The following is a 14,824-nucleotide window of genomic DNA, read 5'->3' as shown; positions in this document are numbered from 1 at the left end:
TCTCTTCGTGTTCTCTTCTAGGTAGCATCCTCAGCATGATTTTTGGGGGGCATTTATTTTTTTACCGCCCAATATTTTTCATGATTGGCGGACCTCGGGGTGGGAGACTTTAACGATGTATTTGATTCGAACTCCAATACGCTTTTTTGGGATTTTCGGACTGGTCTTTGCGCTTTTAGCGGGCTGCGGTCAACTGGCCGATCCTTATTCAGCAGAGGCCTACAGACAAGCAACGTCTCTCAAAGCCCGCAGCTTGGCTTTGGTTGCCAAGGGCACTGAATCGTACACGAAACACGAACAAACGGCAGAGGTGCTTCTGGTGGATGCAGCGTCGGCATTTGAGTTTGCCAAGGGGCGCGGCAAGGAGGCGTCTCAATCCACCGCCAAACAATGGGCGATCATAGTGGACCCGGATGGCGGTTCGCTGGCAGATTTTGTCAACCAGTGGCGCAAAGCGCCAAATAAGCGCATGAGCCAATTCTTTGTTGATGAGTTCTTGACCGTACTGACGCTGCAGTTTGACCGAATTATTGAGCTTGAAACCGGTCGTAAATCACTTGGCAGTGGGGGAGGCTGACTATGCCAAATCTTGATGATGCTTGGGACGGATTCTCGGACGCAGTTCAGGAGGGCGCGGGGGATTTGGCAAAAAACCTGTTTTCTGACTGGCAGGAACCGGCAAAGAAGGATGCATCCGAATTCATAGAGCTTGCACGTGAAAAGCTACCCAAATGGACAGAAGCGCTGTCTCAGGGTCATTTGACAAAAAGCGAGTTCAACCTTCTGATCCGCAGTCTCGAAGGCCTGGCCGAGCTCAACGCATTGAAGGCAAAAGGTTTGGCTAAACAAAAACTTGAGCAGTTTCGCGTCGGATTGATCAGCCTTGTTGTCAATGCAGCATTTGCAGCCGTGGGCCTATAGGATGCAGGACTCGGCGGTATGCGTATCTAGCGCAGACAGGAGATGCGCTTCGTTGAGGGAGATCCGGAAGGGCCTGGTCGGAGCGCGCAACTTAGCCCTCGCCGGCCGTCAGAATATCCGTGCTTAAGTCATATCGCTCCAACCAATCCATCGCGGGCATGTCAGTGGACCCAAAATCAAATTCAAAAAGCTCCTGCTTGCCCTGCACTTTCGCCAAGGCGCAAAAATTGTCACTTTCATACGCGGCTTCGGATCCTTCGCTCTCGATTTTCAGATCGGAACCATCCGGTTCGGTTACGACGCCACAAACAAAAACCCAACCATCGATCTCATTTTTCAGGTCGACCTTCACAGCAACGGGACGGTTCAGCTGACGGGAGGCAGCATCTTCAACCAAACTTTCGACGCTGGCCGCCGGTAGGTTTTTCCAGAATATGCCCGCGGTCAAACACACCAGTCCAAAAACCAAAAGCCAGATATTGCGAGTTGCATTCATGAGACGACTGCCAGTTTTACCATGTCAGGATCACAGTTTCTGAGTTTTGGCGCACCTGCAATCACCCTTCAAATAACGAGGTCTGAAAATGTTCACTTTTGACACAGATATTTCTCAGCTTTCCGGCTGGATTGAAAAGGAAGTCGCCTTTCCGGGCAATATCGCTTCGGGCAAGCGGGGCATGGCCGCCCGTCGAGTACAGGAATGGTTGTGTCTGCACAATCATCAAGTTGCCGTCGATGCCGACTTTGGCGGGGTGACCGCCGACGCGGTAAAAGACTTTCAGAAATCGAAAAAACTGCCAGTCACTGGTGTCGTCGATGCTGCAACACATCAAAAGATGGTGGCTCCGATGATTGCCGTGCTAAGCCCCAAGATCAAGAAGAACATGAGCTTTTCCGACACGGTTGTCGCCTATGCCAAAGCGCATCTCGCGCAGCACCCGCTGGAAGTTGGCGGCGCCAACTCCGGGCCATGGGTGCGCATGTATATGAGGGGTAATGAGGGAAAGCCCTGGGCATGGTGCGCAGGATTCACGACTTTTTGTATGGAACAAGCGGCAGAAAAGCTTGCGGTGCCTATGCCGATCAAAGGCTCGTTCTCCTGTGATAGTCTGGCCGCGCAGGCTAAGAGTGCGGGGTTGTTTCTGGCAGAACGTGATGCGAACGCAGATTCGTTGCCTGCCGGGTCACTTTTTCTGGTGCGGCGTACCTCAACGGACTGGACGCACGTCGGGTTGGTCACCTTAGCAGAAGCCGGCTCGTTTCAGACGCTTGAAGGTAACACCAATGACGACGGAGACCGCGAAGGATATGAAGTCTGCGCGCGCCGACGCGGTTATGGCAAGAAAGACTTTATCGTTTTTTAGAATAAGGGCTGGGCGCGACTTTTGCAGCCAGTTGCCGGGAAGATCAGCCAAGAAATCGGGTCGCGCGCTTAAGGTGAAAGTACCGGCCCGGTAGAACCTCGAATTTGCAGCTCCGCTTCGATCAGTTGGTCATCTTTTGCAGCATCCGCGTCCGACAACAAACATCGAACGGCACTGCAAGCGATTTCCGCGGTTGGCTGTGACACAGTTGTGAGCCTAGGAGTGATCAGCTGTGCGAGAGCGATGTCGTCGAACCCCGTGATCGAAATCTGATCCGGGACAGCGATGCCAAGATCGCGCGCTGCACGCAGAGCGCCAATCGCTTGTTGGTCGCTGGCCGCAGCAATGGCGGTAAAAGGTGCAGCGGGACTGCCCTTGACCAGTGAGCAAGCGATGTTTTCGCCTGACTTGTAGTCAAAGTGTCCTTCTCGAAGGGTCAGTTCAACGGGATCACAAGGAGTCGCTAACTCTATGATCCGGTCGCAAAAACCTTTTTTGCGCAATCGTCCTACTTCGGTGCATTGGGGCCCGGAGATATATGCGATGCGTCGGTGGCCCAGAGCGAAAAGATGGTCTGCAACACTGGCAGCACCGGCTTCGTGGTTTGTCGAGATCAGTTGATAAGACCCATACCGCCGATCCACAGAGACGATGGGGACCTGTGTTGAGATATCATGCGTCATTTGGTGAACCGAGCCCACGATGATCAAACCGCGAGGGGTTTGGTCCAGCAGTGCTTGCACCTGTCGCGCTTCAATTTCAGGATCTTCATCGGAATTGGCCAGCATGACGGTCGTTGATGACTTGGCCGCTTCGGCCTCAATGTTCTTGGCGAGCTGGGCAAAAAACGGATTGGTTATGTCAGGGACGACAAGACCTATGATGTTGGCCTTGTTGGTCCGCAACGCGCGTGCCGCGAGGTTGGGCTTGTAGTTCAGCGTTTCCACAGCATGCAGTACCCGTTCCCGCAAGGTTTGCTTTACCGTAGCGTCTTTGGATAAAACCTTGGATACTGTCCCAACGGAAACATCTGCTTCGCGTGCAACGTCCTTGATAGTTGGCATAGAATTGGTGGCTCCTTTAGGATGTTCACCAAAGCGTGAATAACTACCATTTTCAATGTGTTTTCATCCCTTGCGATGCTGCTTTGTCAAACGACGCTACGGCACTAAGGTTGTATGGCGGCATGGTCGCAGAGCCGATGGAGCACCTTGGCAACAGTCGAAAACCTCATCGACGGGAAAAGAAGCGGTACGCTGGATTTTTTGGTTTCAGCGGCAAATGTTAAAATTAATTCCGAGTATTTTAATCAGCTATGTTGATTTCCGAGTTGAAATAGGTAATTGAGTAAAACAGTAAGAATTATTTATCATACGGGAGACATCAATGTCGATAACCGCACCAGCTTCAGTCATCGCGCTCGCCACCACCGCATTAGTGGCCGCGGTTCCAACAGCACATGCAGAAGGGGAAGTTAACTTATACTCGTCGCGTCACTATGATACCGACGAACGCTTGTATTCAGATTTTACAGATATGACTGGGATTACAATCAATCGCATTGAGGGCAAAGCCGATGAATTGATTGCGCGCATGGAAGCGGAAGGTGCAAATTCACCGGCTGATATCTTGCTGACGGTCGATACCTCTCGGTTGGAACGTGCCAAGGATGCCGGTGTTTTGCAATCGATAGAGAGTGAAATTCTTGAAGATCGCATCCCATCCAATTTGCAGGACAGCGACAATCAGTGGTTCGGGTTTTCCCAACGTGCGCGGATCATTTTCTACGATAAAGCCGATGTTGCTGAACCGCCTATGGACTACGTTTCATTAGCAGATCCGAAATACAATGGCATGGTGTGTCATCGGTCGTCTTCCAATGTCTATAGCCAGACTCTGCTGGCGTCAGTGATTGAAAACCATGGTAAAGAAGCAGCGACAGCTTGGGCTCAGGGCGTGGTGGACAATTTTGCACGAGATCCAGAAGGTGGAGACACCGATCAGCTGCGCGGCCTTGTGTCTGGTCAATGCGATATTTCGATTTCAAACACTTATTATTTTGCGCGCGCCCTGCGCCGCGACGTTTCTGGTGTTACGGAAGCCATCGATACGATCGGTTGGGTCTTTCCTGCGCAGGACGCAGAAGGAGCCCATATGAATTTGTCCGGCGGCGGGGTTGCTGCCAATGCGCCAAACTATGAAAACGCAGTGAAGTTCTTGGAATACCTCGCTTCAGATCAGGCGCAGCAGTATTTTTCCGCCGGCAACGACGAATTCCCAGCCGTACCCGGCGTGCCGTTGAGCGAGAGTGTTGCGAAACTGGGTGACTTCAAACCTGACGGCGTTGACTTATCCGCAGTTGCCAAGAATGTCCCAGAGGCTCAGAAAATATTCAACGAAGTCGGCTGGAAGTAGTTTCGACGGAACAGGATCGCCGAAACAGGATCATTGAGGAGTGCAGGGATTTGTGCACTCCTTTTTTACGCGATGACAGTGGTTTTCTCGCTTAAGAAGAGTGTTGATCGCAGACATCTCCTTAAAATGGGTAGGCACTTTTGCTGAGACCCAAAAACAACACTGTAAAATCTGACACCAAATCCAAGCGATTAACCGAAAAATTCATTCAAAATTGATGTGAATTGCATTAAATTGTAATCTTATCTGGAATTGCGTCGGAAACTCCTTGTGATCTCTGCGACTTTTGGCGGTTCGAGGCACCACGAAATGGACGTCAAAATGGCGCTCCGTATCAGGCCTCAGCCTAGATGTTCGATCACGCGCCTGCCGAATTGCAATTTCCGCAACGGTAACATGATGTTTTTACATCATTTTGAGGTATGGTCGATTGAGTGACAAGTTTGAAGTTTCCAGTGCCACAACGCAGCAAGAACTGGCGGAAATGGTCTCCGGTTTCAAAGACGGTCAAGTTAATGACGCCATGGTCTACGTTGATGCTTCTTCGAAAACGGAAGTGCTCCTACCTGACGGGACCGTATTGACGAAACCGCTAATTCTGGGCGACGACCTGCTTTTTGTTCAACCGGATGGTCGGATTGTCGGTCTGTTGGACGGCGCAAAGGGCGACTTCCTGCTGACATCCGACAAATTGAGCATTCCGTCGCAGAACATAATTTCTGTCGCGCTGGATCCGGGTGACTGGCAAACCATTGCAGATGCCATTGAACTTAGCCTTTTCGCCTTTGCTGATTCCGCTACCGGTCGCGCGGGCGGGTCCGGCGCGCAAGAACCAGTCGATATCGGCGACCCATTAGACGGGATCGGCATATCGCCGCTGTTGCCGCCCACGGATTTTGCCTTCCCGGAATTTCGGGAGCGTGACGCGGGTGTGGATGGAATTGGCCCGTCTGATGTCGATATCGAAGTGACGGCCGAGCTTCGATTGATCGAGACAGATGGCGCGCTTGGCTTCCAGTTTGCAGATTTCGTCGACATTACGGCGGGCAATGCGAGCGACGGTGAAGAAATCACCGAGATTTCGATCACCATCCCGAACCTGCCGCTGGGTACAGTCGCAAGTAATGGCGCTTTTGCGTCTAATGGTACAACCCAGACATTTACCTTTACCGGGACGCCAGAGGAATTTGCAGCGTTGTCGCTTACGTTCCCAACAGATTTCTCCACTGAAAGCCGCGTTGACGGGCCGCCGGGTGATCTCGATGTGACGCTTGTCGCGAGTTCAAATTTCGGCGGCGGGTCTACACTCAATTTCCCCATTGCAGTCGAGCCGGAAGGTGACTTGGGTTTTGTCGGCCCGGGGGTTCTCACCGCCATTGAAACAGATGGGCCGGTTATTGTGCGTCTAGCCGATGGTCTGACGCCAGTGGCGACGGATGCAGATGGGTCCGAGAGCGTGGATCAGGTCGACCTTGTGTTGACCGGCTTTCCGCAAGGTAGCCGAATTTCCACAGATGGCGGCCTTACGTTTACACCGGTAACCGGTCCTTTTGCCTTTACAGGCACGCTTGCGGAATACGAGCAACTGCAATTGGAGCTGCCCGCGGATTTCTCGAACAGCAATATTGGAGCAACCATCACCGGCGAGCTCAGCGCGACAACAGATGAAGGCGCAAGTGGTGCCCAGAGTTTTGATCTGGTTGTCCAGTCCACGCCAGATATCGTAGTTGAGGCACCGGCCGTCGCGGCGTTTGAGGATGGTGATGGCATTGATGGGGCAGGCGTCACCGTAGACCTCGGGCTCAATGTTTTTGTCGATGACATCGATGGCTCGGAAGTCGGCACGGTGGTCTCCATCGCGTTTACGGATCTTCCCGACGGCGTGGTTTTCTCGACTGGGAGCTTCACTGCCGGAACTGCGGTCTGGGAAGGAACGCCGGCTGAGGCCAATGCCCTGACAGCCAAGTTCCCGGGTGATTATTCAGGAGAGGTTACATCCGTCATTACGGCCACCAACAACGAAGGCAGTGTTACATCATCGCAGAGCATTTCAATCGCGCCCACAGGGGATGTTGATATAGCCGTCACAGAGTTATTGGCCGCCGAAACCGACGCGTCGATTGTGGTGACACCGTCGGCAAACTGGGTTGTCAGCATCAGTGACAATGACCCGGCTCTGCCTGCAGAAGTGCTGGAAACGGTCACACTTGTTTTGTCCAACCTGCCGGCCGGGGTTGTAGCGCAAAACGTGCCGACGGCTACCGTTACCTATGACCCTGCCACAGGTGGCAATTTCAGCTTTACTGGGACGGCGGCTGAATACGCTGCACTAAGCCTCACTTTTCCAACTGATTATTCGACGGAATCCGTCAACGGCACGGCTTTGCCAGGCGGGGTACTGACCGGGACGATTGCAGCGACTTCAAACGAAGGATCAAATGGCCCAACACCCGTAAGTTTGCGGATCACACCAGAAGGTGATGTGGGCATTGACGTCATCGGCACGGCTGATTTGCAGGAAACCGACGCACCTGTAGCGTTCCTGCCCTCCGACTACTTGGCGCCGCAAGCGACGGATGCGGATGGCTCCGAAACGGTGACCGAAGTCCAAGTCACATTCGACACGCTGCCCGCCGGAACTGAGTTTTCAACCGATGGCGTGACCTTTATCAACGCGCCAGCGACGTTGAATTTTACCGGCACGCTGGCTCAATATGACGCGTTGATCATTAGGTTGCCCGCCGATTTCTCAACTCAGGCACCCGGCAGCACTCTGACCGGAACGGTCACGGCTCTGACAAACGAAGGTGGCTCCGCCTCAGACGATTTTGAGGTCACGGTAGCACCAGAAGGCGATATCACATTGTCCGGGCCGCGGGCTTTGACCCTGTCCGAGAACGATGCGCCAGGCGTGTCAGATTCGGATGCGACATCGCAGGCTCCGGTGCAGTTCCTTTTGGCGGATGCACTCACCGCGGCAGCCAGCGACGCGGATGGTTCGGACACGATCGTGTTGATTGAGGTTGCAATGACCGGGTTGCCTGCAGGCAGCCAGATATCATTCAACAATGGCGGTGTTTATGCAGCCATCAACGGCGGTACTTTCCCGCTTTCAGTTACTTCAATCGGTGCTTACGAGCAGATTGTCGTGCGCTTGCCAGATGATTTTTCCACCGATAGCCCGGCGTCGACGATCTCAGGTACTGTCACTTTCACCACTGACGAAGCGCAGCAGAATGGCGAGACCATTGTCACGCCAGATGGTGGTGTCGCGGCGGATACATTCTTTGTCACGGTAAGCGAAGAGGGGGATGTGTCGATCACCGGGTCTGAACCGACCGTGATCGAAGATTTCGGCGCACCGATTGATTTGGGCCTAGCCGTCGCCATCACAGACGTCGATGGATCAGAGACCATCGAGGGCGATATCTCTGTGGCTTTCACAGGACTTTCCGCGGATGGATCAACATTCCTGTCCGATGGCACAGAACTGTCGTCTACAGCAAATACGTGGACCGGTGATGCAACCGGCCTGTCGGCACTGCAAATCACCAGTTTGGCGGAACATTTTTCTGGTATCATCACAGTCACGCCGACGGTTGTGACCAACGAAACCGGTGCTGCCGGGCAAAGCACATCCTTTCTGGTCAGTGTCACTCCAGTGGCCGAGCCGGTCATCACCTTAAGTGTCGATGGCAGCGAAACGCCAGTGGAAGAGGTAAGCGCAGATAATTTCGTCGTCAAAGAAGACGCCTCTTTTCTGTTGCAGATCAATGCCGCGACGCCGGATCAGGATGGATCGGAAACGCTGCGCGAAGTCACAATTGAAAATGTTCCGGCCGGGTGGCTTCGGGCCGGAGATGGTCCTGTAAGCATTGCGTTGTTTGAGCAGGGCGCCAGTGACATTGACAGTGCCACAATCAATGGCACGACGCTGACTGTTGTTCTGAACCCCGGTGCTTTCACATTTGATGCGGCTTTGCGGGTGACGCCCGCGTCAAATGATGACCGTGATGTTGAGACCCTTCTGGGCTCAGACCTGCTCGCAACAGTGACGTCTGTGGACACCGCTGCAGGCCTTGCAGACAACACCGCGACGGCACAGGACACAGTGGATGTCGACGTGGATGCGGTCGTGGACCGTCTCATTCTGGTCAACCGCGATGTCGTGACTGACGAAAGCTTTGTGACGCGCGGATTTGCCGATGCAGGATTCCGGCGCCTGGAGTTGACGGATTTGGATGGGTCCGAGAGTCTAGATACTGTGACCTTTACGCTGACGGTTGAAACCGAGAGCGATATCTATGATCCGGCCACAGATGGGGATTTGCGGCTGGATTTCCGGGGGCGACAGAGTTTTGTCGAAGTGACTCAGATTGATACGGTTCCAAGTGACACAAGCGTTGCGTTTATCATCGCCAGAGCTGCGACCGCAACAAATGCCGAGTTTGAAGAAGCCATCACAAACCTGCGACTGAATTTCCCCGGAGACTTCTCCGGCGTGGCCACACTTGATGGCACTGTTAACTGGAGCGAAACACGGACAGGTGACGTCGAAAACGATACGTCGGACAATTTTGCCAGCCAGGACTTCCAGACCGTTGTTACCGTAAGACCTACTGTGGATGCCGAGCTGAAGGCAGGCGTTTTTGTGACCAATGGTGACTTTGTAGGCTCGGGCAGGACGCAAAGTGTTCTTGCCGAAGCGCTGGCGCAGGAGGTTGATGTCTCGGAGGCGGCACAAGAAACGCTAACGCTGCTGGAAAGTACCGCAGATGGGTCTGGCCCGGGTCAGGTACAGGCGTTCTTGCATCTCGAGGGCACCACACCAGACAAGGATGGATCCGAAGAATTGGACATGCTGGTTGTGTCCAACTTGCCATCATCCTGGATCGGCGTGACTGAGACGACGTCAAACGTGGTTCTTGACGCCTCTTACTTCTTTGCTCTGGACGGAAGCGGCCCGATTTCAGCCGCTGAATTCGCCAAGATCGAAAGCGCGTCCTACGATGCAACGACGGGTGAATTGACCATCACATTTGAGCCGGATGTTCGCGATTTCAAAGCCTCTGTTGCCGTCTACCCGGCTGTCTATGAAGACTATGATGTGGACCGCGCCAATGGTGATCCTTTTGCGGCAGACGGTAGCTTCTTTGGAGGTGACCTGAATTTCAAACTGACAGTTCAGGACAATAACACCATCACCACTGTCAGCCGCAGCGCCGATGTTACGGTGGATGTGGATGTTGACCCGGTGAACAACTTTGGTCAGGTCATCGCTTTTCAGATTGGCAGTGAACAGGACGTCGATGCCGCGGGTGGTGTGCTGCCATTTGCATTTACCCCCTTCATCGACGACATGGACGGATCAGAGACCATCATTTCCACAGTGTTGCGCGGCATCCCGTCCGGCATCACGGTCTATGTGCCCGATCTTTCAAACCCGACCGGGCCGAAAGTGCCGGCGCTACTCACAAGCTTGAACGGTGATGGCACGAATGACTGGAGCCTTGAAAACGATCAATGGCTTGCAGTGGAACTCCGTGGCGTGCCACAGCACTTTGCAGGCAAGATCCCGATTGAAGTAGATATTGTCACCCGTGAAGCAGACGGCGGCGGGACCGGTTCGACAAAGCTGTCGAACGTGGAAATTATCGTGACACCGGCGGCGGATGGCGGCAATCCGAGTGAAACCGTATCAGCCAGAGAAGATATTGCCGTGCTGGTGCAACTCGACGGTAACATCATCGACAACGCAGGCAACTCGCCGGGCTCTCCGGAGGTGATTGTCGAGCCGTATGTGATCACCAATGTCAGTGCCGATGCCCAGGGTCGCATGCCGCGCTTTTTTGACGGCGCGCCCAATCAAATTGGCGTCGATGGCGCGGGAGATCCCACTTACAGTAACGAAATCCTGCCGGAACCCGGTGCACCAGGTACGTACTCCGTGACGCCCGCACAGGCGACGACGCTTCATGTGCTTACGGGTAAAGACAGCAGTGAAACCGTTACCTTTGACGTGACTGCGGTCTACGAAGAGCAAATTGACCCTCTTGATCCTTTGGATCCGCCAAACCCTCTGGCGACGACAACAAACACAGGCACGGTGACGGTGAACATCAAGGGCATCGCCGACACGCCCATTGTAGAGGTTCAACAAGCCGACCCCGATGCAACGCCCGGAGGGATCGATGCGGCTTTGATCAATGCGGTGTATCAGCCTACTGGGACAACCGATGGTATTACCAACTCTGATCTGGTCTATGCCTATGCTGGCTATGACGACACTGTTTTCCAATTGACGCAAAGGCTCAGCGATACTGCTTTGCAGAACGGTTTTGCTGGCATTGCCGACCCCTTCACTGCGGCAGATCCGCTGTCCGGCGAGCGCACAGAGATCACCTTCGCGGGCGGCGCGCCGGATGGTTCCGAAACCATTTACTACATCATTACCGACATCCCGGCGGGTATCTCGTTTTCCGGCGGCACGCCCATTGACCCGTCGGGGGGCAGCTACCTCGTGTCCGACGCGCAATTGAGCAATCTGGTCACCCGTCCATCCGGGGTGTCGGAGCCCACCTACTACAATATGACATTCAATGCGATTGTGCTCGAAGCCGATGCGGAAACGTCAAGTATTCCGAGCATTGGCCCTTCCGTGACAATCCAGGATGTGTTGGATGCCATTGATGCGCTCCCGGGCGGCAGCGTCCAGTCTGAGGACTTCGCTCTGTTGGTCCTGCCGTCAGGTAACGTTGGCCCGCCGGTGGATTGCCCGCCCGATGATCCGCGCATGCTGCCGATGCCCGAACTGAGGCTCGTGGGCACGGGAGAAGAAGATACGGCCAGTCTCTTCACGATTGAGCTGGTGCCAAGTGGCCCTTGGACATCGATCAATGATCTGGTCACCCTACCACTCGGTGTGACCGGAGATTTTGGTCTTGGCCTGACCATTCCACCGGGTGCAACGCTTTCTGGTCAACCTTCAAGCGCAGTCCTGTTTGACCCTGTGACGGGCCAATATGTGATCGATTTCGCACAGATCAGTTCGGCAGGTACCGAAACCTCGGGCGGTATCATTTATACTCCGCCGCCACATCAGTCCTCTCCGTCCAACCCCTTTGATCCAAGCGAGACATTTGGATCGGCAGACCCTTATGATGCGCTTGCGAACATCGAATTCACTACGCTGTTGAACAACTATACCTGTAACGAATTCACAACGGGTGCGGGGCAGTTTGTCACCGTCATCAACCCTGTGGTGGATGGACCGACGATCGAAATCGGTGGGCCTGCGTCTATTCTCGAAGACAGCGCCTTTGTGGCCAACATTCAGATTTCGAGTGAAGATGGCGGCGAAAGACAAACCGGCGACATCGTGATCACCCTTGGTGGGGATCCGGGCGCGCAACTCTTCGGGACGAGCGGTCTGATCGCGCCGGATGGCGGCAGTGGAACGCAATATACGCTGACACCTGCAGAAATCGCCGGGCTCGAAGTACGTCCGACGCCTAATTACAGCGGTCCGCTGACTATGACGGTCTCTGCGACTTCGGAAGAGATCGACAATACGACCTTAACCAACACGGTCAGGCGCACCATTGACGTCGTGCCCGTCGCCGACACGCCGGTGTTTCAGTTCAATCCCGATAGCACGCCGACGGAAACAGGTCTGCCATTGGTGACCAACCCGCTGGATCCCGTCCCCATTGTGACAATTGTCGAAGACAAGCCACAGTTGTTGTCGAGCATTATCCTACCGGGTGTCGGCCCTGATACAGACGGATCAGAGGCCGTGTCTGCGGTGATTGGTCCACTTCCTGATTACGTGGTGCTCTCGGGTAATGTGATCGACAACGGTGACGGTACTTTCACCGTGTCCGAGGCGAATTTTGCCACCGTAACGATCGGATTGGCCGACGAACATGCCAGGACTCCAGACAGCCTGGATCCGAGCATCCTGGCCGAAGTGCCGATCAACATCAGCGTCAATTCACTTGAGCTCGAGAATGCCGACCAGGCGACCGGATCCTCGCAATTTCTGCTGCGTGTCCTGCCGGATGCCGACAAACCCACGGTGACCGCAGATATTTCACCTACAGGCGGTGTCGAGGATGATGGTACGATCTATACATTGGATCTGGAAGGCACGACACCTGATCCGCATGAAACTCTTTCCTTCGAGGTGACGGTACCGCAGGGCAGTGCGGTTTTCATCGACGGTGTATCGCAAACTGTCCCTGTCAACGGCATTGTCACCATACCGGGTGTGTTGAGCGCGCCCGCAGATGCAAACGGTGCAACCTATGTGCCAACAGGGGTGGTAACGTTTGTTCCGGCCCCAGATTTTTCCGGGACGGCAGGGCTCAGCGTGATTGCCGTATCATCAGACACAAGCGCCCTTTACAGCTATACGGACACCGAAGGATCAGACGCGGCGTCACTGGATCTTGCCATAACACCAACACCGGACCTGAGTATTTCCGTTACCGATCTGGTGCTAGATGCACCGGAGACCGATGCGCCCGTGACGGTCATGCCGTCTTCCAACGTGGCGCTGAACATCAGTGATGGCGACGGCTCCGAGACCGTTGACACGGTCACTTTCACGCTGACAGGGGTGCCCGCTGGGACAACCTATTCCACCGGCGGTGTGCCTGTCGCGGTGTCAGGTACCTTGTCATTTACCGGGTCAGCAACCGAGTTTGCAGCTCTTGCCATCACTTTCCCGACAGATTTTTCCACAAACGGAACGCCGCTTGCTGCGACGGTGCGAGCAACAACCAACGAAGGCGGCGATGTCACTGAAAACTATGAGCTTACCCTGTCGGGCGAAATTGATCTGGCGCTGACAACCGCACCGGTTGACGTGTTACTGGTCGAAAGCAGTGCGTTTGCTGTGCCTTTGGGCATCAACGCTGTGGTCACCGACATCCAAACTACGCCTTCCGAGACGTTGGAAGAGGCGGCAATTCAGTTTGATGCACCTTTGGCGATCGGTATTGCACCATCGGATGGCGTTTTGTCCGCCGACAGACAATCTTTGACGCTCACCCGTGGTGCAATTGCGCCTGCGGATTTTGCATTGATGGTGGCGGCGCTCTCACTAACGGTGCCAGCGGCTTTTGCGGACCCAATCGCAGGCACAGTGACAGCGACGACAAATCACGGAACATCGGGACCCGTCGCCCTTGATGTCAACATCAACACGCCGCCAGAAGTCACAGGAACCGTGGATGTGCCGCAAACGTTCGAAACATCCTTGGTCGTGTCATTCAGTGATCTGACGGCAAATGCAGTGGATGCCGATACTCCGCTCATTGTGGAAAACCTGACCTCGCCTGATCCAAATGTCGGCATCCAGGTGTTGGGAGAAGACGTGACGATCACAGTGCCGGCAGGTTACGTTGGAACGCCAATTCTGGAATACGATGTCGTTGACAGCAGTGGAGCCCCAGCGCGAACGGCCAATGTTGCTGAGCTGGACTTTGACACTTTGCAAATGCAAGACAGCGGCACAACAAGCATAGGCACGGATGGTACCACGCGAGCGATCCTGTCAGATGTCACAGGCGATGCGTCTCTCGGTGGCACGGTCGCCAAAGGCACCGACGGCGACGATGGGGTCATATGGGATGCCGCAGATCGTCCCTACGACGGTATTACCGAATTCGAACTGATGGGGGGCAGCGATTTTGTCGACCTCAGAGGGGCAACATCCGGGTTCACCGTCAATCTGGGTGACGGCGAAGACATCGTCATTGGGTCGGGATATTCTGATGTTCTGAATGGTGGTGCCGACGATGATGTTCTGGAAGGCGGCGTTGGTTTGGATACGCTTACCGGAGGCGGCGGCGCTGATGATTTTGTGCTGTCCTCCGGTCCGATCGACATTGCAGATGTCATTACAGACTTTGGCGCGGGAGATCAGGTTGACCTGAGCCAGGTCATCAATGGCGTAAACGATATTACGGGTCTGGCAAGCTATGATGCCGCCACAGGCGAGCTGGATGTCGGCGGCGTCACTGCGTTCAATATAGCCGCCGCAGGTGGCGGCATGCCTGCGCAGGTCGAAGTGATATTCGAAGACAGCGCCGGGGCAGCTCAGACTGCTGTTCTCTAGT

General features: G+C 54.5%; 7 protein-coding genes. 5 read left to right on the top strand and 2 right to left on the bottom strand.

From position 1 onward, the window contains the following. The first annotated feature begins 115 nt into the window (after positions 1–115). Positions 116–577 (top strand): hypothetical protein, encoded by a 462-nt coding sequence (locus AB8B75_RS07965; protein WP_405361252.1) that lies wholly within the window; start codon positions 116–118, stop codon positions 575–577. A gap of 2 nt (positions 578–579) precedes the next feature. Then, positions 580–921, top strand: a complete 342-nt coding sequence (locus tag AB8B75_RS07960) for a hypothetical protein (RefSeq protein ID WP_405361250.1) — start codon at positions 580–582, stop codon at positions 919–921. Between the two features lie 91 nt (positions 922–1,012). On the opposite strand, the gene AB8B75_RS07955 is transcribed toward AB8B75_RS07960, so the two are convergent. Then, a complete protein-coding gene (locus AB8B75_RS07955; RefSeq protein ID WP_405361248.1) occupies positions 1,013–1,417 on the bottom strand; it encodes a hypothetical protein in 405 nt (134 codons plus the stop codon). 88 nt (positions 1,418–1,505) lie between these two features. On the opposite strand from AB8B75_RS07955, the gene AB8B75_RS07950 reads away from it, so the two are divergent. Continuing rightward, on the top strand, positions 1,506–2,285 hold the full coding sequence (locus AB8B75_RS07950; protein WP_405361246.1) for a peptidoglycan-binding protein: 780 nt from the start codon (positions 1,506–1,508) through the stop codon (positions 2,283–2,285). Between the two features lie 68 nt (positions 2,286–2,353). On the opposite strand, the gene AB8B75_RS07945 is transcribed toward AB8B75_RS07950, so the two are convergent. Continuing rightward, entirely contained in the window at positions 2,354–3,349 is a 996-nt protein-coding gene (locus tag AB8B75_RS07945; RefSeq protein WP_405361244.1) for a LacI family DNA-binding transcriptional regulator, read from the bottom strand. 322 nt (positions 3,350–3,671) lie between these two features. On the opposite strand from AB8B75_RS07945, the gene AB8B75_RS07940 reads away from it, so the two are divergent. Then, positions 3,672–4,700 carry an extracellular solute-binding protein gene (locus tag AB8B75_RS07940; protein WP_405361243.1) on the top strand — a complete coding sequence of 343 codons (1,029 nt, stop codon included), beginning with the start codon at positions 3,672–3,674 and terminating at the stop codon, positions 4,698–4,700. Between the two features lie 430 nt (positions 4,701–5,130). Then, positions 5,131–14,823, top strand: a complete 9,693-nt coding sequence (locus AB8B75_RS07935) for a hypothetical protein (RefSeq protein ID WP_405361241.1) — start codon at positions 5,131–5,133, stop codon at positions 14,821–14,823. Position 14,824: the final 1 nt, after the last annotated feature.

The sequence above is a fragment of the Roseobacter sp. genome (assembly GCF_045106495.1).
Taxonomy (GTDB): Bacteria; Pseudomonadota; Alphaproteobacteria; order Rhodobacterales; family Rhodobacteraceae; genus Roseobacter.
The sequence above is the reverse complement of the archived record's forward strand: the minus strand, read 5'-3'. Positions and strand labels throughout refer to the sequence as shown.

Excerpts from the sequence above, each read along its gene's own strand:
- AB8B75_RS07965 (WP_405361252.1), top strand. The coding sequence starts at position 116 with ATGTATTTGATTCGAACTCCAATACGCTTTTTTGGGATTTTCGGACTG.
- AB8B75_RS07960 (WP_405361250.1), top strand. The coding sequence starts at position 580 with ATGCCAAATCTTGATGATGCTTGGGACGGATTCTCGGACGCAGTTCAG.
- AB8B75_RS07955 (WP_405361248.1), bottom strand. The coding sequence starts at position 1,417 with ATGAATGCAACTCGCAATATCTGGCTTTTGGTTTTTGGACTGGTGTGT.
- AB8B75_RS07950 (WP_405361246.1), top strand. The coding sequence starts at position 1,506 with ATGTTCACTTTTGACACAGATATTTCTCAGCTTTCCGGCTGGATTGAA.
- AB8B75_RS07945 (WP_405361244.1), bottom strand. The coding sequence starts at position 3,349 with ATGCCAACTATCAAGGACGTTGCACGCGAAGCAGATGTTTCCGTTGGG.
- AB8B75_RS07940 (WP_405361243.1), top strand. The coding sequence starts at position 3,672 with ATGTCGATAACCGCACCAGCTTCAGTCATCGCGCTCGCCACCACCGCA.